Raw genomic sequence first — 22,136 nt, forward strand, 5'->3', positions numbered from 1 at the left:
AAGCCTCACGAGTAAAGGCCCCAACCGAAACGGTTGGGGCCTTTACCCGTTAAAGCGCGTTTGAGACTCAGTGCTCGTCAGTGGAGTCGGCGCTGGTCCAAAACTGTCCTGGATCAATCAGCGATGCAGGAACTTGGGCTGCAGCATCAGAGTCGACGAAGAAGAGTGTCTTGCGGCGACCTTCAAGACCCGCCGCAGGAACTTCGTTATAGCTTGCACCGGCAAGCGTCAGCCCAAGCGCGGAGGCTTTATCGCTGCCGGCCACAACGGCCCAGATACGCACTGAAGAATTGAGCACGGGAAGCGTGAGGCTGACACGTTCGTCCGGGGGCTTAGGGGAGTTACGAACGGCAATCACCGTTCGTTCCGTCTCACGGATTCCCTCGCGCTCAGGGAAGAGCGACGCGATATGACCGTCCGGGCCGACTCCGAGAAAAACAATGTCGAAGTTCGGGTACTTTCCATTTCGAGCGGAATGAGCTGCAAGGTCGTTCGCATAAGCCTGAGCCGCGTCATCCAGGGTGAGACCTGCGTCGGATGCCGCAACAGCGTGAACGCGCCGCGGGTCGACCGGAATGTGGTCAAGCAACGCTTCACGCGCCTGCACATCGTTGCGCTCAGGATCTCCCGCGGGGAGCCAGCGTTCATCGCCCCACCAGAAGTTAACGCGTGACCAGTCGACGGCATCCCGCTTAGCTGACTTGTTGATGGCTCTAAGAACTGCTTGCCCCATGGTTCCACCGGTAAGAACAACGGTTGCTTCATCAAACTCCGCGATGATGTGCGGTACTTTCGAAAGGAATCTGGCCGCGACCGCTTTCGCCAGCTTTGCTTTGTCGGTGTGAACTATCGCACGACGTTCATTACTCATTCGCTCTTCGCCTTCGTAGAGTTGTTGATCTGAACGCCCGTGATCTCGCTGACGCCGTGACGAACCACGTCACCGAAGAGGCTGTCGGGGTCAAGCCGACGAAGTTCTTCCGCGAGGCAGTCGCGAAGACTGCGACGCGGCAACGAGATGTCGTGAACGGGCTGATCGGGTTGTGTCAACGTCGCGATGTTGGCGATGTTGCGCTCGAGCGTTATCGTTCCTGACGCTCGTTCGAAAATCACAGCGTGGATACCGGTGGGTACGGGGGAGCCCTCGGCTACGTGCAGGGTGACCTTGACCTTGAGCTGCATCTGCAACCACGCGGCAAGCAGCATCGTCGATGCGGAATCTGCGGCACCGCTGACGGTAACCGCGGTGATTGATTCGTAGGGGGGCTGGTCGAGTACGGCAGCAAGCTGCGCGCGCCAGAGTGTGAGCCGCGTCCAGGCAAAGTCAGTGTCGCCGGGCACGTAGGTCTTGCACATGCGATGCATCGCATCGAGTGGGTTAGCGCTGGCAGCAGCATCCGTAATGCGACGCTGCGCGATGCGTCCCAGTGGCGACTGGGAGGCGCTTGCGGGGCCTTCGCCGGGCCACCAGGCGACGACGGGAGCATCGGGTAGCAGTAGACCGGTAACGAGGCTTTCTTGATCGAGAGCCGCGTCCCCATGCGCGGTAACTACGATTACCTCGCTTGCGCCGGCATCTCCACCGACACGAATCTGTGCATCGACGCGAGCTTCTTCATCGCGAGCGGATGACGCGCTACTCGTCGAGACGACCAGCACGCGCATCGGGTGCTCCCGGGATGCATCGTTAGCTGCTGCGATCGCTTCTTCTTCGTTACCGAACTCGGTAGCGATGATGAGCGTGAGCACGCGGCCGAGCGCGACGGCTCCACCATCTTCACGGATCCGTACAAGCGCTTTCGAGATCTTCGCGGTAGTGGTGTTGGGCAGATCAACAATCATGGTCGTCTCCAGACTCGTCCATCGCGTTCCATGAGGTCATCCGCGGACTTCGGGCCCCAGGTGCCAGGCCGGTATTGTTCCGGGGCACCCTGCGTGGCCCAGAACTCTTCAATGGGGTCGAGAATCTTCCAGCTGAGCTCGACCTCTTCATGACGGGGGAACAGCGGCGGATCGCCAAGCAATACGTCGAGGATGAGTCGTTCGTAAGCTTCAGGGCTGGCCTCGGTGAACGCGTGGCCGTAGCCGAAGTCCATGGTGACGTCGCGCACATGCATTTCGGCGCCGGGAACTTTCGACCCGAAGCGAATCGTGACTCCCTCATCGGGCTGCACGCGAATAACGAGAGCGTTTTGCCCGAGTGCCGACGTGCGGCTCTCTTCGAAGAGGTACTGCGGAGCACGCTTGAAAACCACGGCGATTTCGGTGACGCGTCGTCCGAGGCGCTTTCCAGCGCGCAGGTAGAACGGCACCCCAGACCAGCGGCGCGTACCAATATCGAGGCGGATCGCAGCGTAGGTTTCTGTTTCGGATTCGGGGTTCATCCCGTCTTCAGCCAAGAAGCCGGTAATCTTCTCGCCACCCTGCCAACCGCCGGCGTATTGACCGCGCGCGGTGTGCTCGCCAAGGTTATCAGGCAGACGTACAGCCGAGAGAACCTTTTCCTTCTCGGCGCGCAAGTCAGCGGCATCGAAAGAAACAGGTTCTTCCATCGCGGTCAGAGCGAGGAGCTGTAACAGGTGGTTTTGGATGACGTCGCGAGCGGCACCAATGCCGTCGTAGTAGCCGGCCCGGCCGCCAACTCCAATGTCTTCCGCCATCGTGATCTGAACATGATCAACGTGGTTGGAGTTCCAGATCGGCTCAAAAAGCTGATTCGCGAACCGCAACGCAAGAATGTTCTGAACAGTCTCTTTGCCCAAGTAGTGGTCGATACGGAACACGCTATCGGGCGGGAACACTGACTCCACCACGTCATTGAGCTCACGAGCAGTGGTGAGATCGCTACCGAATGGTTTTTCGATAACCACGCGGCTCCACTGGCCATCACGCTGTTCTGCGAGGCCTGAGTTGCGGAGTTGCTCCGTCACCTGTGGAAACGACTTCGGAGGAATCGAGAGGTAGAACGCATGATTTCCCATGGTTCCACGCTCACTGTCCAGGTCAGACAGGGTTGCCTTCAGCCGTTCAAAGGCCGCAGCATCGTCAAATTCGCCCTGCACAAAACGGATGCCTTGAGCGAGTTGTTTCCAGACGTCTTCATCAAAAGGAGTGCGCGCGTACTGCTTTACAGCATCGTGGACGACCTTTTCGAAGTCTTGATCTTCCCAATCTCGGCGGGCAAACCCGACAAGGGCGAAGCCTGGGGGAAGTAGCCCCCGATTGGCGAGGTCGTAGACAGCCGGCATCAATTTCTTGCGCGACAAATCGCCGGTTACGCCAAAAATGACCAAAGCGCTCGGACCAGCAATGCGATTGAGCCTGCGGTCAGAACTCAACCGCAGGGGATTGAACTCAGCACTGATGTCAACGGGGGACATACTTCTCCTCTATGTGCGGCACGTACGTGCTGCAGCTAGCCGATCGCGTCGAGAACCTGCGGCAACGACATCTTCGGGTTCGACACCGTGAGACTCAGGACAGGGCGGCCATGTTCGGCCAGAACGCTGGCGTCGCCGGCTGCCTGTGCCCGGATGAGCTGCCCAAACGTAAACGGACGGTCAGGGATCTGCAAATCAGTTTCTTCGACCACAATGATCTGAAGGAACACTCCGATTGCCGGGCCACCCTTGTGGAACTGGCCAGTGGAGTGCAGGAACCGTGGTCCCCAACCGAATGTCACCGGGCGCTTTGCGCGGGCTGCTGCCCGCTCACGAAGCTCGGCGAGTTCCGGGTAACCAGTGCGGTCGGCGTAGACCTGAATCGCGACATAACCGTCGTCATCCAGATACGACAGTAGCGACGAAACAACTCCAGCGAGGTCACTGCTGTCAGCCACCACGCCGTCCGTGCCGCGAACCTCAATATCGCCGACCGAGAAGGCCGGGGCCTGCGGGGGAGTCGGGTTATCAATGAGCTCGCGTGCGGCGTTTTTTGCAGCTTCAACGTCTGGCTGATCGAACGGGTTAATCCCGAGGATTCGACCAGCAACGACCGTGGCGTACTCCCAGAGCAACAACTGTCCGCCGAGCGAACCAGCAATTTCAATCTCGCCCTCTGCTACCTCTTTGGTGTCATCCCAATCGCCAACGAGACGAACGATCTGGAGGTCGTCCAAACCTTCCGCGAGCTCGGGGGAGTCGGTCTGCAGCACGACCGGAAGAAGTCCCTTGCCGAGCTTTCCCGTGGATTCAGCGATGAGCTGTTCTGCCCAGTCTCCGAAACCAAGGATGTGGGTGCCATCGGTCACAATGCCGAGTTTGTCCTTGAGGGGATCGGTTCCGGCAATCGCAGCGCCAAGCACGAGACCCGGGTTGCTCTCGTTGTCGACAGCAAGCTCGACCATTACAGCCTCGGCCTCGTCGAGAAGCTCGGCGAGGTCAACGCCGGCAAGTCCAGACGGAACGAGTCCGAAGGCGGTGAGCGCCGAGTAACGGCCGCCGACGTTGGGGTCAGCGTTGAACACGCGGTATCCCGCAGCGCGAGCCGCGACATCCATCGGCGAACCGGGATCAGTGACGATCACGATACGTTCCCGAGGGTCGATTCCGGCATCCGTGAAGAATTTTTCGTAAATGCGCTTCTGCGAATCGGTTTCGAGCGTCGAGCCCGATTTGGAGGAGATAACAACCGCGGTCGACTGAAGACGATCCGCGAGGGCAGCCTGCACCTGTGCGGGGTCTGTCGAGTCAAGTACTGTGAGCTCAACTCCGTACGTGCGAGTGATGACCTCAGGGGCAAGCGACGAACCGCCCATGCCGCCCAAGACAAAGTGATTCACGCCGTCGGCGCGCAGCTTGTCGCGCAGGGCGTAGATGTCTTCGATCATCGGACGACCGACCGAAACAGCCTCAACCCAGCCCAAGCGCTTGGCCGACTCTTCTTCAGCGGCGGGGCCCCAGAGCGTCGCGTCGCCGCCGGTGATGCGACTGGCAACGAGATCGTTGACCAGTTGCGGAACGATGCGGTCGACGGCCTCCGCCGCCGCGCCCGATACTGCGAGTTTTACACTCATTTTGCGGCCTCAAGAGCGGCTGACACGGTGTCGAGCAGCTCGTTCCAGGAGACGATGAACTTCTCAACGCCCTCTTTTTCGAGAAGCGCGGTCACCTCGTCGTAGGAAATACCCAGCGCCGTAAGCGCATCGAGGGTGAAGTTGGCTGCATCGTAGTTAGCGGTGACCTGCTCGCCTTCGATAACGCCGTGGTCGAAAGTCGCTTCGAGCGTCTTCTCGGGCATCGTGTTCACGGTCTCGCCAACGGCAAGCTCGGTGACGTACAGCGTGTCAGGCAAGGTCGGGTCCTTCACGCCGGTGGAAGCCCAGAGCGGACGCTGCTTGTTCGCACCAGCGGCGATGAGAGCCTGAGCGCGATCGGTAGCAAAAGCGTTCTCGTAAACCTCGTAGGCAAGTCGTGCGTTTGCGACGCCAGCTTTGCTCTTGAGAGCCTTGGCTTCATCCGTGCCGATCGCGTCAAGACGCTTGTCGATCTCGGTGTCCACTCGGGAGACGAAGAACGATGCGACCGAGTGAATCTTTGAAAGGTCATGGCCGGCAGCCTTAGCCTTCTCCAAGCCAGTGAGGTAGGCCTCGATAACTTCGCGGTGACGCGCCAAGCTGAAGATCAAGGTGACGTTGACGCTGATTCCGGCTGCGATCGTCGCAGTGATGGCCTCAAGGCCCTCAACGGTCGCGGGAATCTTGATCATCGCGTTCTCGCGAGCAACCTTCGCCCAGAGCTGCTGAGCCTGCGCAATCGTGCCGGCGGCATCATGGGCCAGTCCAGGTTCGACCTCGATAGAGACCCGGCCATCGCGGCCCTCAGTGGCGTCATAGACGGGGCGGAAAATATCGCTGGCAGCAGCAACATCGTCAGTCGTGATCTCGAACACAGCATCAGTGACGCTCGTGCCCTTGGCAGCCAAAGCTGCAACCTGCTCGTCATAGGCCTCACCCTTTGCCAAAGCGGTAGCAAAAATCGTGGGGTTGGTCGTGACGCCAACAACGTTGCGTGATGCAATGAGCGACTGGAGTCCGCCCGAGTTGATTCGCTCACGTGAGAGGTCATCAAGCCAGATGCTTACGCCGAGGCCCGAGAGCGCTGCGGTAGGTGTTTCGTTAGTCATTTCTTGTCTCCTTATCTGGGGCGCCTAGACGGCGTCCAGAGAATCGCGTGCAGCGGCCACAACGGCCTCGGTGGTGATTCCAAACTCACGGAACAGAGTCTTGTAGTCGGCGGATGCTCCGAAGTGATCGATCGAGATGCTGCGACCTGCGTCGCCAACGTACTCGCGCCATCCGGTGGATACTCCTGCTTCCACCGATACGCGTGCACGCACTGTAGAAGGCAAAACGGACTCGCGGTATTCCGCGGTCTGCTCTGCGAACCATTCAAGGCTAGGAGCGGATACGACGCGCGCGTTGATTCCGTCAGCCTTGAGCGTCTCGCGGGCTTCCACAGCGAGCTGCACTTCAGAACCGGTGGCAATCAGGATGACGTCCGGAGTCCCGTTCGGCGCTTCAGCGAGCACGTAGGCTCCCTTGGCTACATTCGCCGCGGAAGCGAAGGTCTCACCGGACGCGTCTGCATCCCCACGATCGAATGTGGGCACGTTTTGGCGGGTGAGGGCGATACCCGCTGGGCCGTTACGACGCTCAAGGATGGTCTTCCACGCCCACGCGGTCTCGTTGGCGTCGGCTGGCCGAACAACATCCATGCCAGGAATCATTCGCAAGCTGGCAAGCTGCTCGATCGGCTGGTGAGTAGGACCGTCTTCGCCGAGGGCGATCGAGTCGTGAGTCCATACGAAGATCGACGGCACACCCATGAGAGCGGCCAGTCGAACGGCAGGACGCATGTAGTCGCTGAAGATCAGGAACGTTCCGCCGAAAGCGCGAGTGTTTCCGTGAAGAACAATGCCATTGATGATTGCACCCATGGCGTGCTCACGGATACCGAAGTGAAGTACGCGACCGTACTCGTTTCCGCTCCATTCGCCGGTGGAGTGTTCGCTCGGAACGAACGACTTCGCTCCGGCAATGGTGGTGAGGTTCGACTCGGCGAGGTCAGCAGAACCGCCCCACAGCTCGGGCATGATGGCGCCGATTGCGCCGAGTACCTTGCCGCTTGCTGCACGAGTCGAGACATCTTTGCCTGCTTCGAACTGGGGGAGTGCTTCTTCGACGCCCTCAGGCAATGCACCAGAGAGGACACGGTCGAGCAGAGTCTTGCGCTCGGGGTTTGCCGCAGCCCACTTGTCGAAGGATTCTGTCCACTCAGCGCGCTGTTGCTTTCCACGGTCAATAGCTTGACGCGTGTGAGAGATAACGTCGTCGTCGACGACGAAGCTCTGCTCGGGGTCGAAGCCGAGAGCCTTCTTTGTGCCAGCAAGTTCTTCAGCGCCTAGGGCGGATCCGTGGATCTTTCCGGTGTTCTGCTTGCTGGGGGCTGGCCAACCGATGATGGTGCGGAGAATAATGAGCGACGGCTGGTCGGTGACGGCCTTGGCGTCTTCGATCGCGGCGTTGAGCGCCTCGACGTCTTCGACGTACTCGCCAGTCTTCTTCCAGTCAACGACCTGAACGTGCCAGTTGTAGGCCTCGTAGCGCATCTGCACATTTTCGGTGAAAGCGATGTTGGTGTCGTCTTCAATAGAGATCTGGTTGCTGTCGTAGATAGCAATGAGGTTGCCGAGCTTCTGGTGACCGGCAAGCGAGGAAGCTTCTGCCGACACGCCTTCTTGAAGGTCGCCATCGCCCGCGATGACATAGACGAAGTGGTCGAAGGGGCTCGTGCCTGCTTCGGCCTCGGGATCAAACAATCCACGCTCGTAGCGTGCCGCGTAAGCGAAGCCGACAGACGAGGCGATGCCTTGACCGAGAGGGCCGGTGGTGATTTCTACGCCCTTGGTGTGGCCGTACTCGGGGTGTCCCGGAGTGAGCGAACCCCACGTGCGTAGAGCCTTGAGGTCATCGAGTTCAAGCCCGTAACCGGCAAGGTACAACTGAACGTACTGAGTGAGCGAGCTGTGGCCCACCGAGAGGATGAACCGGTCACGGCCAATCCACTGATCGTCGCTTGGATCGCGACGCATCACCTTCTGAAAGAGCAAGTACGCTGCAGGCGCCAAACTCATCGCGGTACCGGGGTGACCGTTACCTACCTTCTCAACAGCATCTGCCGCCAGAATTCGAGCGGTGTCTACCGCTTTGTTGTCGATGTGATCCCATTGAAAAGCTGCCATGAGAATAATGACCCTTCTGCAAGCGAAGTGCCTAGCCAGAAATGGCTAGGGCACGTGAACGACCCGCCACACACCATCATTGGCTCGGTCAGTGGTTTTGCCGTAGTGCACTGGTGGTGCGCGCGAGCATGCCACCGACAGGCGGGCACCCCAAGTATAGGGAACCCGGTACATGATCGCTTCCTTACTACGGTGACGGTCAGCACATTTTGATATGCGGTTTAGAATCGTAGATATGGATGTCACTTTAGAAGCCCCCACGCAGCAGCAACGCATTGGCATCCTTCGCAAGATTCGCGCCTACGTTGCGCTCACGAAACCTCGGGTTATTGAGCTTCTGCTCGTCACCACGGTGCCTGTCATGGTGCTTGCCGCTGGCGGCATCCCTAATCTGTGGCTGGTATTGGCCACGTTGGTTGGCGGAATTCTCAGCGCATCCTCGGCTAATGCGTTCAACTGCTACATCGACCGCGACATCGATCGCATCATGGCCCGCACCAAGAACCGACCGCTCGTGACGGGCGAACTCAGCGACCGCGAAGCTCTTCTCTTTGCGTGGATCAGCGGGGTGGGCTCGGTTGTATGGCTTGGTGTGCTCACCAACTGGCTTGCAGCCGCACTGTCGCTGTTCGCGATCCTTTTCTACGTTTTCGTTTACACGCTCCTCTTGAAGCGTCGCACTCCACAGAACATCATCTGGGGCGGCATCGCTGGCTGCATGCCCGTACTTATCGGCTGGGCAGCCGTCACCAACGATCTTTCTTGGGCAGCCTGGATCTTGTTTGCTGTGGTCTTCTTGTGGACGCCGCCGCACTACTGGCCGCTGTCAATGAAATACCGTGCTGAATACCAATCGGTTGGCGTTCCCATGCTTGCCGTTGTTCGTGGCCGTGCGGCCGTCGGCCTTCAGGTAATCCTCTACGCGTGGGCAACCGTCGCGTGTTCACTGCTGCTGGTACCTGTCGCTGACATGGGTATCGTTTACACGCTCGTTGCGACCCTGAGCGGTGCGTGGTTCATCATCGAATCGCACCGGTTGTACTCGACGGCGATCCGCCACGGTGAGGTCAAGGCCATGCGTGTATTCCACAGTTCGATCAGCTACCTGACGTTGGTATTCCTTGCCGTCGGCATCGACCCCCTGCTGCCGTTCTAACGAACTCAGCACCAGCGAGTCACGCGCGACGAACTAGCGCGCGGCCACTGTTTTCTCTTCGGCGGCTGCCCGTTGATTGACGCTCGGGCGAAGCGAGAGCACTACTGCCGTCATAGCGGCAGCAATGGCACAGGCAAGAACCATGTGGCTGCCAACCAATAGGATCGGCAGCCCACTGCGCGACTGGATGATTCCGATCGTCGCTTGAATAACTTCAAGCACGAGCAGAATGAGAGCGAAGTCCATGATGCGGCGGTGGCCTGATCTGGCAAGCAGAATTACAAGCGCGAGGGTCGCAGCGAGTAGCGCGTAGCCAGGCCAGCTGTGTACATGCTGCAGGATGCCCGCATCCAAACCATTGCGCGCTGTGCCGTCGTCACCCGCGTGCGGTCCAGCACCGGTCGTCAGGATGCCGGCGATGATCGTGAGCGCAACAAACAGGCTGGTCACATGGGTCAGGATCATGATGGGGCGCGACACTTCAAGCGTGCTTCCGCGCAATCCGGTCCAGACTCGGTACACAAGTGCAGCACTCACCGCGACCAGGATTGCTGAGATGGCGTAATGCACGCCCACGATGCTGGGATCGAGCTGAACTCGCACGGAAAGGCCGCCGATGAGGCCCTGCAACACTGTGCCGCCGAGAATCACGAGCGCAAGCGCCATCAGGTCGCGACGTTCACGGCGGATTCGCAGCAGCATCAGAACCATGAGAATCGCGACGAATCCGACGATTATCGACAACAGCCGATTGCCAAACTCGATGGCGCCGTGCACCCCCATCTCCGGGGTTGCGATAAGAGAGGCGTCGGTGCAGAGCGGCCAGGTGGGGCATCCGAGCCCCGAACCGGTCAATCGAACGGCGCCGCCCGTCGCCACGATCAGTATTTGAATGACGAGCGTAGCCACCGCAAAAAATTTCACTCGAGCGTCTACAGATTGGGGCAATCGTGCGATGACGGCATTCACGGCCGTACCTCCTGTTATTTCGGGCTTCTGCCTGTAGAATGGATTGCGTTCAGGAACACAGCCCACGCCGGGAAGTCAATGTTGACAGCGGGATAATCTCTCGCTTGTCCTGTTTCAGTCTAAGTTCGCCCGCGCAGTGTTGTGACACAGCGCACGCGGCCCCACTAAATATTCCCGGCAAAGTGCTGTGCGAAGGAATGCCAACGCAGCCACCTTGGTTGATAGGGGCAGGAAAAGAGGTACCAATGTCCGACGTGCTGATCGATCGTCCGGAACTCAATGGCATGGGCCAGTATGAGTTTGGCTGGGCTGACTCCGACGTTGCGGGAGCCTCTGCGCGACGGGGCATCAACGAAGAGGTCGTTCGCGACATCTCTACGCTTAAGAATGAGCCCGAATCTATGCTCAAATTGCGTCTCAAGGGCCTCGAGCTCTTCGGTCGCAAACCGATGCCGAAGTGGGGCGCCGACTTGTCGGGCATCGACTTCGACAACATCAAATACTTTGTGCGCTCCACTGAAAAGCAGGCGCAGACGTGGGAAGACCTTCCCGCCGATATTCGCGATACTTACGAGAAGCTGGGTATTCCGGAGGCTGAGCGTAACCGTCTAGTTTCCGGCGTTGCTGCACAGTATGAGTCGGAGGTTGTTTTCCACTCGATCAACGCCGAGCTCGAAGCCAAGGGCGTCATCTTCATGGACACCGACACGGCGCTGCGCGAGCACCCCGAGTTCTTTGAGGAGTACTTCGGCACTGTGATTCCCGCCGGCGACAACAAGTTCGCTGCGCTGAACACCGCCGTGTGGTCGGGTGGTTCCTTCGTTTACGTGCCCAAGGGCGTCCACGTTGAGATCCCGCTTCAGGCCTACTTCCGTATCAACACGGAGAACATGGGCCAATTTGAACGCACTCTGATCATCGCTGATGAAGGTTCGTACGTTCACTACATCGAGGGCTGCACCGCTCCGATCTACAAGTCTGACTCCCTGCACTCTGCGGTTGTCGAAATTATCGTGAAGAAGGACGCTCGAGTTCGCTACACGACGATTCAAAACTGGTCGAACAACGTATACAACCTCGTCACCAAGCGTGCGATCGCTCACGAGGGCGCAACCATGGAGTGGATCGACGGAAACATCGGTTCCAAGGTCACGATGAAGTACCCGTCTATCTACCTCGTGGGGGAGCATGCCAAGGGCGAAACCCTTTCGGTTGCCTTCGCGGGCCCCGGTCAGCACCAAGACGCCGGAGCCAAGATGATCCACATGGCGCCATACACGACCTCATCGATCGTCTCGAAGTCTGTCGCCCGTGGTGGCGGGCGCGCTGGCTACCGTGGAGAAGTCCGCGTTGACGAGAAGGCCCATCACTCAGCAAACACTGTTCGCTGTGATGCTCTCTTGGTTGACACGATTTCGCGCTCTGATACGTATCCGTCGATCGACATCCGAGTGGATGACGTTCAGCTTGGTCACGAAGCAACTGTTTCCAAGGTCAGCGCTGAACAACTCTTCTACCTTCAGTCGCGCGGCATGGAAGAAGATGAGGCGATGGCGATGATCGTGCGTGGCTTCATCGAACCCATCGCGCGCGAACTGCCCATGGAGTACGCCTTCGAACTCAATAAGCTCATTGAACTGAGCATGGAAGGATCCGTCGGCTAAATGACCGTCGTTACACCAGAACAGCACGGACTCAAGGCTCATAGCGACGGCGGATGGGACGCAAGCGAAAAAGGCTTCGTTCCCGTTCAGACTCGCTCAGCACGCCCTCGGTCTTTCGAACACACCGATTTCGCTCCCGTCAATGGACTAGAAGCTGAGTGGAAGCTCACGCCAGTGAAGCTCATCAAACCGCTTCTTGACGACGCTCTTGACGGCGCTCCCTACGCGATCGACACCGATGCCCCTGAGGGCACCAGTGTGGAGTGGGTAGCGCGTGACGACGCGCGCATTGCGTCGGCAGGCGCGCCAGAAGAGCGTGCCTCCGCCAATGCTTGGACCAACTTCGAGCAGGCCCTCGCCATCACCATTTCGGGCGAAGAGCACTCAACAGTGCGAATCTCTCGCTCAGAGTTGGGCAACACAGCACGTGCCGGCCACATTGTGATTACCGCGCGCGCACATAGCAACGGCACCGTCATTGTGGAGTCATCTGGCTCCGCACTTCTTAGCGAGAACGTTGAGGTTGTTGTTGAAGAAGGCGCGACGCTGAATTTTGTCAGTGTTCAGGACTGGGCAGACGACGCCATCCACCTCGCGAGTCATTTCGTACAGGTCGGCCGCTCAGCCACCCTCAAGCACACGGTTGTGTCGCTTGGCGGCAAGGTTGTTCGCGTCAATCCATCTGTGCACTTGTCGGGTGAAGGCGCCGACGGCGAACTCTACGGTCTCTATTTTGCGGATGCGGGACAACACCTCGAGCAGCGTGTGTACCTTCACCACGAAGCAGCGCAGACTCGCGGTCGCGTGAACTACAAGGGTGCCCTTCAGGGTGGCGGAGCGCGCACGGTTTGGGTCGGAGATGTCCTGATCGGCCCGAACGCAGCCGGCACCGATAGCTACGAACAGAACCGTAACCTCGTCTTGACCGAGGGAACTCGCGCAGACTCGATCCCGAACCTTGAGATTGAGACTGGCGATATTCAGGGTGCTGGCCACGCGAGCGCTACTGGTCGCTTCGACGACGAGCAGCTGTTCTACCTGCAGGCTCGCGGTATTTCCGAAGCAGAAGCTCGACGTCTTGTCGTCATCGGCTTCCTCTCTGAGATTGTGCAGAAGGTCGGCGATGAGCAGCTCGAAGCTCGTCTCCACACCGCTATTGAAGCGGAGCTGGAAGGAACCATCTCGTGACCGCTCAGCGCGTCTGCGGTATCGATGAACTCGAGACCAACAAGGCATACCGGGTGGAATTAGGCGGCACCGCAATCTGTGTCGTCAAAGATTCTGCTGGCGATGTCCACGCAATCGGCGACACGTGCACGCACGGTGATATTTCGCTTGCGGAGGGTTTCGTTGAAGACGGCGCTATTGAGTGTTGGGCCCACGGCTCACTCTTCTCGCTCGACACCGGTAAGCCCTTAAGCTTGCCCGCCTATGAACCTGTACCGGTCTTTGTAGTGAAGATCGACGACGACGGAGGGGTTCACATCGACCCCGAGGACACCGTCGCCATCGAGAGCTAATCGCTCTCCATACGAGACCATTAAGGAAAGAAATAATGTCAGTACTGTCAGTCAAAGACCTGCACGTCAGCGTCGAAACCGAGCAGGGCACGAAGCAGATCCTCAAGGGAGTGGACCTTGAGATCAAGCAGGGTGAAACCCACGCCATCATGGGCCCCAATGGTTCGGGCAAGTCGACCCTTGCCTACACAATCGCGGGTCACCCCAAGTACCACGTCGAAAGCGGTTCGATCACGCTTGATGGCGCAGAAGTACTCGACATGAGCATCGACGAGCGCGCTCGCGCAGGTCTCTTCCTTGCCATGCAATACCCGGTTGAGATTCCCGGCGTTAAGGTTGCTGACTTCTTGCGCACCGCGAAGACCGCTCTGGCAGGAGAGGCCCCCGCGCTTCGTCCCTGGATCAAAGAGGTTAACGGTGCGATGAAGGCTCTTCGCATGGACAAGACTTTCTCCGACCGCAACGTCAACGAAGGTTTCTCCGGCGGAGAGAAGAAGCGCAACGAGATCCTTCAGCTGGAACTCCTCAAGCCTCGATTCGCAATTCTTGATGAGACCGACTCCGGCCTTGACGTCGATGCACTCAAGATCGTGTCAGAGGGTGTCAACCGTGCACAGGAATCGACAGGCCTCGGTCTGCTGCTGATCACCCACTACACGCGCATTCTTCGCTACATCACACCGGACTTCGTCCACGTCTTCGTTGACGGCCGCGTTGCAGAAGAGGGTGGCCCCGAGCTCGCAGATCGGCTTGAAAACGAAGGTTACGATCGATTTTTGACCGACACGAGCGTAGCGTAGGCGTATGTCTACCGTTTTGGCGCCCGCCCTTTTCGACGAGGTCGAAGAGGCTCTCAAAGATGTCGTTGACCCGGAGCTAGGGGTCAACATTGTTGACCTCGGGCTCATCTATGACCTCAGCTGGGATCCAGAGAACAACGCACTCATTATTAGCATGACGCTGACCTCAGCTGGTTGCCCGCTGACGGACGTTATCGAGGAGCAAATTGCTCAGTCTCTCGATAACGTCGTAGAAGCGTTCCGCATCAACTGGGTGTGGATGCCACCATGGGGTCCTGAGAAGATTACTGACGACGGTCGCGACATGATGCGGGCTCTCGGCTTCTCGATCTAGTCGGCTTCTCGATCTAGTCGGGGCCTGCGTCCCAGGTTGTCGGCTGTGGCTTAGCGCTGCTCTGCAGCCTGAGGATCGTGCTGTGCTGCCTTTTTCCAGGCGTAGGAAAGCAAAGTTGCGGCAACGATCACTTTGACTGCAGCGCCGACCAGAAACGGTGTAACGCCGATGTCGAGGAGACTCGTAGTGGTGTAGTCACGCCCCATCGAGGTTAGCGCTCGCGCCAGTCCAATCAGGCCCGCTGCGTAGATTGCCGCGGTTCCGATTGCTGCGGCCGCTACCGCTTTCCAGAATCTGCGATCCCAGTGTCGTTCGGCTAGCGCACCCATGATCCAAGCGCCGAGAATGTATCCGACGATGTACCCGCCTCCGGTTCCGGTCAGCACCTCTAGGCCACCACTGGAGTCGCTGAACACGGGGAGTCCGACTACGCCGAGGAGCGCGTAAAGCGTCATCGCCAGGGCGGCGCGCGTTGCGCCCAAAGACAGACCAACGATCATGACGGCCAGCGTTTGTCCAGTGATGGGCACCGGATAGAGCGGCACGACGAATTGCGCTGCGAGGGCAGTGAACCCTGCACCGGCGGCAACAAAGATCACGCTCGCAGCCCAACTTGGCCCAAAGATGAGATCAACAATCGTTGGTTTGATCAATCGAGTAGCGATGCTCACGGTGACAGCCTCTCGCTTCCCTATTCTCGGAACTGCACTGCGCAGTCGACGGTAGGAAGTAGACTAGTTGGTTGGTGCTGTCGCCCACTAACCCCAACCCCCAAGATTTGGATGTTTTGCCGTGCTTGCTGTGCATGATCTCGAGTTGCGCGTTGGCGCACGCATGCTGATGCAGGGCGTCAACTTCCGTGTCGATCGCGGAGACAAAATTGGGCTGGTTGGCCGCAACGGCGCTGGCAAGACCACGCTTACTAAGACGCTCGCCGGGGAACTCGAATCCACAGGCGGCAAGATTGAGCGCACCGGTGAGATCGGATATCTCCCGCAAGACCCCCGCTCTGGCAACCCCGAAGACCTTGCCCGGACGCGGATCCTCGATGCTCGCGGCCTCGGCAGCATCGTATTGAAGATGCGTCAGGCGCAGGATGAGATGGGCAGCAGCGATGCAGCGGTGAGCACCGCTGCCATGGATCGTTACGGCAAGCTCGACGATCAGTTCATGGCACTGGGCGGATACGCCGCCGAAGCTGAGGCAGCTTCCATCGCGAGCAATCTGAGCCTTCCCGACCGCATTCTCGACCAGCAGCTCTCGACGCTCTCCGGTGGTCAACGCCGCCGCATCGAACTTGCTCGAATCTTGTTCTCGGGAGCAGACACCATGCTCCTCGACGAGCCCACTAACCACCTCGATGCCGACTCTGTTGTCTGGCTGCGAGAATTTCTGAAGAACTTCAGCGGCGGCCTGATCGTGATTAGCCACGATGTTGAGCTAGTCGAAGACACTGTTAACAAGGTCTTCTACCTCGACGCGAACCGTCAGCTTATCGATCAGTACAACATGGGTTGGAAGCATTATTTGCGCCAGCGCCAATCGGATGAGGAACGCCGCAAGAAGGAACGTGCCAACGCCGAGAAGAAGGCATCGACCCTTCAGGCTCAAGCAGCTCGCTTCGGTGCCAAGGCATCCAAGGCGGCGTCTGCCCACCAGATGGTGGCTCGAGCCGAGAAACTGCTTGCTGGTCTTGACGACGTGCGGACCGCCGATCGCGTTGCCGCTCTGCGCTTCCCGGATCCTGCGCCCTGTGGTCGTACGCCGTTGATGGGCCACAACCTCAGCAAGAGCTACGGCTCGCTCGAAATCTTTGCGTCCGTCGACCTCGCGATCGACCGCGGTTCGAAGGTTGTCATCCTCGGCTTCAACGGTGCGGGAAAGACAACCCTGCTCCGAATGCTTGCCGGCGTCGATAAGCCAGACACCGGTGAAGTCGAAGCTGGTCACGGCCTGCGCATCGGTTACTACGCTCAAGAGCACGAAACCATCGACGTCAAGCGCTCTGTTCTTGAAAACATGGTCTCATCGTCGCCTAACATCACCGAGATGGAAGCGCGTCGGGTTCTCGGCTCGTTCCTTTTCAGCGGGGATGACGCGACGAAGCAAGCCGGCGTGCTTTCGGGTGGAGAGAAGACTCGTCTTGCTCTCGCAATGATCGTCGTGAGTGGCGCCAACGTGCTCCTCCTCGATGAGCCCACTAACAACCTTGACCCGGCCAGCCGTGAAGAGATTCTTGGTGCTCTCGCGAGCTACACGGGCGCTGTTGTACTTGTAAGCCACGATGAGGGCGCTGTCGAAGCTTTGAACCCTGAACGAGTTCTGATCTTGCCTGACGGCATCGAGGACCACTGGAACAAGGACTACGCCGACCTCATCAGCCTCGCGTAGCTAGGAGAGCGCGGCAACGACGCCGCATCCGGCTTATTTCGCGAGCGGAAGCGTTGGGCGCTGGTTAAGAATCGAGGAGTGCGTCTTCGATTTCTGCGTCAGTAGGACCGCGTTTCACTGCCTTGTCGCGACGCTTCTTAGCGCGCTCCCGTTCAGCCGGATCCTCTTCGTTGACGAGACGATACTCCTGACGCACAGCCCAGGCGAGCCCGATGAAAGCAAGCACGCCAAAAGCGACCCACTGGAAGGCGTAGGAGAGATGTGCGCCTTCATCGAGTAGCGGTTTCGGGTAAGCCAGCGGCATATCGGCGACCGCGGGGGACTCAGACGCCAACAGGCCATACGCGCCAACGTAGGTTGGTTCGCCCACAAGTTCCGCAACGGTCGGCAAGTGAATGGTTGCGATCTGTCCCTCGGGTGCTGAGCGGTTGTAGACCGTTGGTTCACTCGGCTTGAGTCGTAGAACGAGCTCGACCTGCCCCGTGGGAGCAGCGGGCACAAAATCGGGTTCATCTTGGCTGTTTCCCGAGGGAACCCATCCACGGTCAACAGCAATAATCTCGCCGCTGTCGAGCTTGAAAGGTACAAGCACTTCGAAGCCTGGCTGACCACCGTACGGCCGCCCGCGCACAAGGAGTTGCTCAGCAGTCAGGTACTCCCCGGTAACGGCCACAGACATCCACTTGTTGTCGACATCGAACTCGTCGAGCTCGGGCATCACACTCTCGAGGTCTTGGGGGGCTGCATCCCAGTTATCGCTAACGCGAGCGACCTCCGCGGCCGCTTCCGCGCGCCGGTCAAACTGCCAATGCGAGAGAAAAACGCAGCCAATTGCGAAGGCGATGACCAAGGCCAAATACCCAAACCACCGACGAGAAAATGCGAAACGCCACCGGTTCACGCGCCGCTCCCATCAGGAACCACTGAAACGTCATCCGCGAGGTCGCTGACCAGGACAGGGAAGTTGCGGGTCGTCAAGTATTCGCGCAAGTAGTCGACGTGGTCTGCGCAGGCCAACCACACCTTCACCCGCTCGAGCCCGTGGATACGCGGGTTTCGCCAGTTGACGTTCCACTGCGCGCGCGCTGTGCACCCTGCGCGCGAGCACTGTTGTGTGCTCGGGCCACTCTCACCGATCACCGAGCCGCCTCGTCCGTTCCGCGTGAAGCGAAGGAGTCACCCGATTTCAACGCGAATTGACCAGGCGTGGACACAACGCCGGCCCGCTGGATACTGACGTTGGCCAGCACGACGGCAACGTAAGGCAACACGACGGCGCCAAGCACGGGCAACACAAGCCACCACCCCCGCACGAAGACGCACAGCAACACGCACACAATTCGTATCCCCATAGCTATGGAGTAGTTGATGACGCGGCGACGGCGTTCAGCATCGGGCCGCTCAGGGAGCGACGTGATCGACTCAGGAGTGTTCATGGGCTTTCTTAGGTTGCCGAGGTGACTACACCTAAGCCTACGCCCGTGCTGGCGACTATATGCTGGGAACCATGAGCAGCACAGCAACTGAATCACGAATCGTTCTTGTCACCGGCGGCAATCGCGGCATTGGCCGGGCAATTGCCGAAGAGTTTGTGGCTCAGGGCTACCGAGTCGCCGTTACCGCCCGCTCGGGCACCGGCCCAGAAGGCACCCTCACGGTGACCGCGGACGTCACCGATCCCGCAAGTATCGACGCTGCGTTCAGCGAGGTAGAGTCCAAACTCGGTCCTGTCGAAATCGTTGTAGCGAACGCGGGAATCACCCGGGACATGCTCCTCATGCGTATGAGTGATGACGACTTCACCGATGTCATTGACACCAACCTCTCCGGAGCCTTCCGCGTCGTGAAGCGCGCCTCCAAAGGCATGATGAAGGCCCGTTTTGGCCGTGTCATCCTCGTTTCGAGTGTTGTTGGCCTTCTCGGTTCGGCTGGCCAGGTCAACTATTCCGCTTCCAAGAGCGGACTCATTGGACTCGCACGGTCTCTCACCCGCGAGCTCGGCAGCCGCGGAATCACCGCCAACGTAGTAGCTCCAGGGTTCATCGAGACCGATATGACCGCAGCGCTGCCAGTCGAGCAACAGGACGCGTATCTCAAGCAGATTCCTGCCAACCGTTTCGCACACCCGGCCGAGGTCGCGAAAGCGATCGCGTGGCTTGCGAGCGACGATGCGGGCTACATCTCAGGCGCGGTCATCCCGGTCGATGGTGGACTCGGAATGGGCCACTAGCAAGCTCGCGTTTGTGCGATTAGCCCCGAAGCCCCAGCAGCGCAAGCACCGAGCTGAGGTCACGGCTGTCGATGTGTACGTCAGCATTGGCGCGCACAATCGGCTTGGCTGTGATACCGATCGACAGTGCTGCGGCATCCATCATCAATAGATCGTTGGCGCCGTCACCAACCGCAATGGTGCGAGACAGGGGAGTGTCGGAGTCGGCCGCCCACTCCCGCAATGAGTCTGCTTTGGCTTGAGCGTCGATCACCGGGCCGAGGACGGCCCCCGTGACCACACGGTTCTTCACTTCAAGGCGGTTTGCTCGGGCGTAGCGCAAGCCGAGACGTGCCGCAAGAGGATCAAGAAGCTCATGGAAACCACCAGAAACTGCTGCCACGTGCCCGCCGGCTGCTTTAACACCAGCGATGAGCTCCTCAGCGCCGTTCGTGACGCGGATGTCGCGAGCACACTCGGCAATCACTGACTCGGGCAGCCCAGCCAGGGTTGCTACTCGCGCCCGAAGGCTCTCTTCGAAGTCGAGTTCCCCGTTCATCGCACGCGTAGTGATCTCTGTCACCTCTGGCTCGGAGCCTGCACGCGCAGCGAGTAATTCGATTACCTCGTTCTCAATCAACGTGGAGTCGACGTCAAAAACTACGAGAAATTGTGCCAAGGCGAGGACCCTTCAATCGACGGTTCACGTCGTCGGTCTCGAGAACCGCACGACTTCACTCGTCAGACTATCGGGATCACCCTCGTTGCCTCGCCCACGGGAGCCAGCAAGGCAATAGGATGATGACATCATGGCTAGCGTTCTCACCTTCTCCGACGTCACCGTCACTCGTAGTGGCAATACGATCCTCGACTCTGTTTCTTGGAGTGTGGAAGCTTCCGATCGGTGGGTGATTCTCGGCCCCAATGGGGCAGGCAAGACCACACTGTTGCAGCTGGCCGCGGCTCAGATTCATCCGAGCTCAGGCGAAGTCACCGTGCTCGACAGCACTCTTGGCGCGTCCGATGTTTTCGATGTGCGCCCGCGCATTGGTTTTGCCTCGACCGCTCTTGCCCGCCGGGTCCCCGGCAACGAGAGTGTTCTTGACGTTGTCTTGACCGCTGCGTACTCCGTAACGGGTCGCTGGAATGAAGAGTATGAGAATGTCGATGTGCGTCGTGCACGTCGTGTCCTCGCCGAGTGGAGTCTCTCGCACTTAGAGGAACGTCGCTTCGGCGATCTGAGCGATGGCGAACAAAAGCGCGTGCAGATTGCGCGCTCCGTGATGACCGACCCAGAACTGCTCTTGCTCGACGAACCTGCAGCGAGCCTCGACCTCGGCTCACGGGAAGAACTGGTTCAACTGCTGAGTGGATACGCTCAGGCAGATACCGCGCCAGCAATCGTAATGGTGACGCACCACGTGGAAGAGATTCCGCGAGGATTTACCCACGCGCTGGTTTTGTCCAAGGGTTCCGTGCACAGCGCGGGTAAGATCGATGACGTTGTTACGTCAGAGAACTTGAGTGCCGCTTTCGGTCTCGAACTCATCATCACAAAAGACTCCGGCCGCTACACCGCGCGTGCTGCCTAATCCTCTGATAGGCTTGTGTGTCGGTCCGCGTGACCGCCTACGTCTTTTATTTATTCAAGAACCCAGGGAAATCCAATGAAGTCCGAGACCCACCCCACATACATGCCCATCGTCTTTCGCGACCTCGCGTCTGGCTCCACGTTCCTCACTCGTTCAACTGTGACGAGCGAGAAGACGATCGAGTGGGAAGACGGAAACACCTACCCGGTCATCGACGTCGAAATCTCCTCCGAGTCGCACCCCTTCTACACGGGTAAGCAGCGCATCATGGACTCCGCAGGACGCGTTGAGAAGTTCAAGAACCGTTACAAGGGCTTCGGCAACTAGTAACACCCAGTTTTTTCTGAAGGCGACCGGTTATCCGGTCGCCTTCAGTCGTTAACGGCACGATCGCATTAATGCACCGTCGCCCTGCAACGTCACCATCACTGTGCACCGGTGTCGGCAACGGCACCGGCACCGGCAACAACAGAAAATGCGCAACGTTCCGTGGAACGTCGCGCATGCTGATCGAGGCTAGGGGGAGCGCTACTGCGGGAACGAGCGTACTGGCCACTCCAAGTTCGCCACGAAGCTCTCGTCGCCCTTAGACCTGCGAATGAACTCCTGAAAGCTTGCCGACTGCTCGGCGTACCAGCGCTGTTGCATCGCGTGCAATTCGCCAAAGGGAATGCTGAGCTGTTCCGTGTACTTCAGCAGGAGCGCTTGCGCGACTCGGGCAGCGGCGATCGCGTCGGCACCAGCATCATGGGCATCGTCTAAAGCGACACCGTACAGCGCCGAAGTCGCTTCAAGGGTGCGCTTGCCGCGGCGGTAACGATCAACGCCTTTGTCGATAACGAGGGGGTCGATGACGATGTAGGGCTCTGCGAGACCATCGACCGAGTGCCGGCGGCACTCACGGTCTAGCAGCGAGAGATCGTAGGGAGCGTTATAGACAACGAGAGGGATACCACGGGCACAGGTGTCTCTGAGCGTGTTGACAATTTCTGACACGACAAGGGCCGCGTCGCGCCCCTCAGCCCGTGCACGCTCGGTAGTAATTCCGTGAATCGCGGCAGCGCCATCCGGAATCTCAACCCCGGGGTCTGCAAGCCAATCCCACCGAGAAGTCACCGCTCCCGACCCGTCGATGAGGGCGATACAGGCGGAAACGATGCGACTAGTCTCTACGTCGACGCCGGTGGTTTCAAGATCGAAGGTGGCTAGGGTGCCGGAATTGCTCATGAACTCAGCGTAGGGCGAGACACTGACACCGGG

The 22,136-nt window shown here is 59.1% G+C and carries 22 protein-coding genes; 10 read left to right on the plus strand and 12 right to left on the minus strand.

The window, feature by feature from the left end; genetic code table 11:
- Positions 1-67: 67 nt before the first annotated feature.
- The 6 genes from pgl to tkt are packed head-to-tail and all read right to left on the minus strand — an operon-like array spanning position 68 to position 8,241.
- The gene (gene pgl, locus I6E60_RS08525; protein ID WP_197179704.1) at positions 68-871 is read right to left on the minus strand and encodes a 6-phosphogluconolactonase; all 804 of its coding nucleotides are present in this window, start codon (positions 869-871) and stop codon (positions 68-70) included.
- Entirely contained in the window at positions 868-1,842 is a 975-nt protein-coding gene (locus I6E60_RS08530; protein ID WP_197124695.1) for a glucose-6-phosphate dehydrogenase assembly protein OpcA, read from the minus strand. Before I6E60_RS08530 ends, pgl begins: the two co-directional genes overlap by 4 nt.
- The gene (gene zwf / locus I6E60_RS08535) at positions 1,839-3,380 is read right to left on the minus strand and encodes a glucose-6-phosphate dehydrogenase (protein ID WP_197179707.1); all 1,542 of its coding nucleotides are present in this window, start codon (positions 3,378-3,380) and stop codon (positions 1,839-1,841) included. The genes I6E60_RS08530 and zwf overlap by 4 nt, the downstream gene beginning before the upstream one ends.
- A gap of 35 nt (positions 3,381-3,415) precedes the next feature.
- On the minus strand, positions 3,416-5,014 hold the full coding sequence (locus I6E60_RS08540) for a glucose-6-phosphate isomerase (RefSeq protein WP_197179709.1): 1,599 nt from the start codon (positions 5,012-5,014) through the stop codon (positions 3,416-3,418).
- Positions 5,011-6,123, minus strand: a complete 1,113-nt coding sequence (tal, locus tag I6E60_RS08545) for a transaldolase (RefSeq protein WP_197179711.1) — start codon at positions 6,121-6,123, stop codon at positions 5,011-5,013. Before tal ends, I6E60_RS08540 begins: the two co-directional genes overlap by 4 nt.
- 24 nt (positions 6,124-6,147) lie before the next feature.
- Complete coding sequence (gene tkt, locus I6E60_RS08550; protein WP_197124702.1) at positions 6,148-8,241, minus strand: transketolase; 2,094 nt, start codon at positions 8,239-8,241, stop codon at positions 6,148-6,150.
- A 235-nt stretch (positions 8,242-8,476) separates the two neighbouring features.
- Between tkt and I6E60_RS08555 the strand changes: the two genes are divergently transcribed.
- The gene (locus tag I6E60_RS08555; protein ID WP_197124704.1) at positions 8,477-9,397 is read left to right on the plus strand and encodes a heme o synthase; all 921 of its coding nucleotides are present in this window, start codon (positions 8,477-8,479) and stop codon (positions 9,395-9,397) included.
- Between the two features lie 33 nt (positions 9,398-9,430).
- Here the strand turns inward: I6E60_RS08555 and I6E60_RS08560 are convergent, their stop codons facing one another.
- Positions 9,431-10,366: a heme A synthase gene (locus tag I6E60_RS08560; RefSeq protein ID WP_197179712.1), complete on the minus strand. Its 936-nt coding sequence runs from the start codon at positions 10,364-10,366 to the stop codon at positions 9,431-9,433.
- A gap of 245 nt (positions 10,367-10,611) precedes the next feature.
- Between I6E60_RS08560 and sufB the strand changes: the two genes are divergently transcribed.
- The 5 genes from sufB to I6E60_RS08585 are packed head-to-tail and all read left to right on the plus strand — an operon-like array spanning position 10,612 to position 14,684.
- Complete coding sequence (gene sufB / locus I6E60_RS08565; RefSeq protein ID WP_197124707.1) at positions 10,612-12,030, plus strand: Fe-S cluster assembly protein SufB; 1,419 nt, start codon at positions 10,612-10,614, stop codon at positions 12,028-12,030.
- Positions 12,031-13,218: a Fe-S cluster assembly protein SufD gene (gene sufD, locus I6E60_RS08570; protein WP_197179713.1), complete on the plus strand. Its 1,188-nt coding sequence runs from the start codon at positions 12,031-12,033 to the stop codon at positions 13,216-13,218.
- On the plus strand, positions 13,215-13,550 hold the full coding sequence (locus tag I6E60_RS08575) for a non-heme iron oxygenase ferredoxin subunit (RefSeq protein ID WP_197179714.1): 336 nt from the start codon (positions 13,215-13,217) through the stop codon (positions 13,548-13,550). Before sufD ends, I6E60_RS08575 begins: the two co-directional genes overlap by 4 nt.
- Positions 13,551-13,585: 35 nt before the next feature.
- The gene (gene sufC, locus I6E60_RS08580) at positions 13,586-14,350 is read left to right on the plus strand and encodes a Fe-S cluster assembly ATPase SufC (RefSeq protein WP_197124713.1); all 765 of its coding nucleotides are present in this window, start codon (positions 13,586-13,588) and stop codon (positions 14,348-14,350) included.
- 4 nt (positions 14,351-14,354) lie between these two features.
- Positions 14,355-14,684 (plus strand): metal-sulfur cluster assembly factor, encoded by a 330-nt coding sequence (locus I6E60_RS08585; protein ID WP_100388990.1) that lies wholly within the window; start codon positions 14,355-14,357, stop codon positions 14,682-14,684.
- A 50-nt stretch (positions 14,685-14,734) separates the two neighbouring features.
- On the opposite strand, the gene I6E60_RS08590 is transcribed toward I6E60_RS08585, so the two are convergent.
- Entirely contained in the window at positions 14,735-15,355 is a 621-nt protein-coding gene (locus I6E60_RS08590; protein ID WP_197179715.1) for a biotin transporter BioY, read from the minus strand.
- Positions 15,356-15,476: 121 nt separating this feature from the next.
- Between I6E60_RS08590 and I6E60_RS08595 the strand changes: the two genes are divergently transcribed.
- Positions 15,477-17,075: an ABC-F family ATP-binding cassette domain-containing protein gene (locus tag I6E60_RS08595; protein WP_197179716.1), complete on the plus strand. Its 1,599-nt coding sequence runs from the start codon at positions 15,477-15,479 to the stop codon at positions 17,073-17,075.
- A gap of 64 nt (positions 17,076-17,139) precedes the next feature.
- On the opposite strand, the gene I6E60_RS08600 is transcribed toward I6E60_RS08595, so the two are convergent.
- Positions 17,140-17,976 carry an SURF1 family protein gene (locus tag I6E60_RS08600; protein WP_197124717.1) on the minus strand — a complete coding sequence of 279 codons (837 nt, stop codon included), beginning with the start codon at positions 17,974-17,976 and terminating at the stop codon, positions 17,140-17,142.
- Between the two features lie 235 nt (positions 17,977-18,211).
- Positions 18,212-18,511 (minus strand): DUF3099 domain-containing protein, encoded by a 300-nt coding sequence (locus I6E60_RS08605; protein WP_197179717.1) that lies wholly within the window; start codon positions 18,509-18,511, stop codon positions 18,212-18,214.
- 71 nt (positions 18,512-18,582) lie between these two features.
- Between I6E60_RS08605 and I6E60_RS08610 the strand changes: the two genes are divergently transcribed.
- Complete coding sequence (locus I6E60_RS08610; RefSeq protein ID WP_197124721.1) at positions 18,583-19,305, plus strand: beta-ketoacyl-ACP reductase; 723 nt, start codon at positions 18,583-18,585, stop codon at positions 19,303-19,305.
- A 19-nt stretch (positions 19,306-19,324) separates the two neighbouring features.
- Here the strand turns inward: I6E60_RS08610 and serB are convergent, their stop codons facing one another.
- Positions 19,325-19,963 (minus strand): phosphoserine phosphatase SerB, encoded by a 639-nt coding sequence (serB, locus tag I6E60_RS08615; RefSeq protein ID WP_197124723.1) that lies wholly within the window; start codon positions 19,961-19,963, stop codon positions 19,325-19,327.
- 130 nt (positions 19,964-20,093) lie between these two features.
- Here serB and I6E60_RS08620 point away from each other — a divergent pair, with 130 nt between their 5' ends.
- Entirely contained in the window at positions 20,094-20,876 is a 783-nt protein-coding gene (locus I6E60_RS08620) for an ABC transporter ATP-binding protein (RefSeq protein WP_197124725.1), read from the plus strand.
- A gap of 75 nt (positions 20,877-20,951) precedes the next feature.
- Positions 20,952-21,203, plus strand: a complete 252-nt coding sequence (locus tag I6E60_RS08625) for a type B 50S ribosomal protein L31 (protein ID WP_197105627.1) — start codon at positions 20,952-20,954, stop codon at positions 21,201-21,203.
- Positions 21,204-21,404: 201 nt separating this feature from the next.
- Here the strand turns inward: I6E60_RS08625 and I6E60_RS08630 are convergent, their stop codons facing one another.
- Positions 21,405-22,103 (minus strand): exonuclease domain-containing protein, encoded by a 699-nt coding sequence (locus tag I6E60_RS08630; protein WP_197179719.1) that lies wholly within the window; start codon positions 22,101-22,103, stop codon positions 21,405-21,407.
- Positions 22,104-22,136: the final 33 nt, after the last annotated feature.

Source organism: Salinibacterium sp. SWN167 (assembly GCF_015864665.1).
Lineage (GTDB): Bacteria > Actinomycetota > Actinomycetes > Actinomycetales > Microbacteriaceae > Rhodoglobus.

Coding starts and splice junctions, on each gene's coding strand:
- zwf (WP_197179707.1), bottom strand. CDS start 3,380: ATGTCCCCCGTTGACATCAGTGCTGAGTTCAATCCCCTGCGGTTGAGT.
- sufD (WP_197179713.1), top strand. CDS start 12,031: ATGACCGTCGTTACACCAGAACAGCACGGACTCAAGGCTCATAGCGAC.
- I6E60_RS08630 (WP_197179719.1), bottom strand. CDS start 22,103: ATGAGCAATTCCGGCACCCTAGCCACCTTCGATCTTGAAACCACCGGC.
- pgl (WP_197179704.1), bottom strand. CDS start 871: ATGAGTAATGAACGTCGTGCGATAGTTCACACCGACAAAGCAAAGCTG.
- tal (WP_197179711.1), bottom strand. CDS start 6,123: ATGACTAACGAAACACCTACCGCAGCGCTCTCGGGCCTCGGCGTAAGC.
- I6E60_RS08555 (WP_197124704.1), top strand. CDS start 8,477: ATGGATGTCACTTTAGAAGCCCCCACGCAGCAGCAACGCATTGGCATC.
- tkt (WP_197124702.1), bottom strand. CDS start 8,241: ATGGCAGCTTTTCAATGGGATCACATCGACAACAAAGCGGTAGACACC.
- I6E60_RS08585 (WP_100388990.1), top strand. CDS start 14,355: ATGTCTACCGTTTTGGCGCCCGCCCTTTTCGACGAGGTCGAAGAGGCT.
- I6E60_RS08620 (WP_197124725.1), top strand. CDS start 20,094: ATGGCTAGCGTTCTCACCTTCTCCGACGTCACCGTCACTCGTAGTGGC.
- I6E60_RS08530 (WP_197124695.1), bottom strand. CDS start 1,842: ATGATTGTTGATCTGCCCAACACCACTACCGCGAAGATCTCGAAAGCG.
- I6E60_RS08605 (WP_197179717.1), bottom strand. CDS start 18,511: ATGAACACTCCTGAGTCGATCACGTCGCTCCCTGAGCGGCCCGATGCT.
- sufB (WP_197124707.1), top strand. CDS start 10,612: ATGTCCGACGTGCTGATCGATCGTCCGGAACTCAATGGCATGGGCCAG.
- I6E60_RS08625 (WP_197105627.1), top strand. CDS start 20,952: ATGAAGTCCGAGACCCACCCCACATACATGCCCATCGTCTTTCGCGAC.
- I6E60_RS08540 (WP_197179709.1), bottom strand. CDS start 5,014: ATGAGTGTAAAACTCGCAGTATCGGGCGCGGCGGCGGAGGCCGTCGAC.
- I6E60_RS08610 (WP_197124721.1), top strand. CDS start 18,583: ATGAGCAGCACAGCAACTGAATCACGAATCGTTCTTGTCACCGGCGGC.
- sufC (WP_197124713.1), top strand. CDS start 13,586: ATGTCAGTACTGTCAGTCAAAGACCTGCACGTCAGCGTCGAAACCGAG.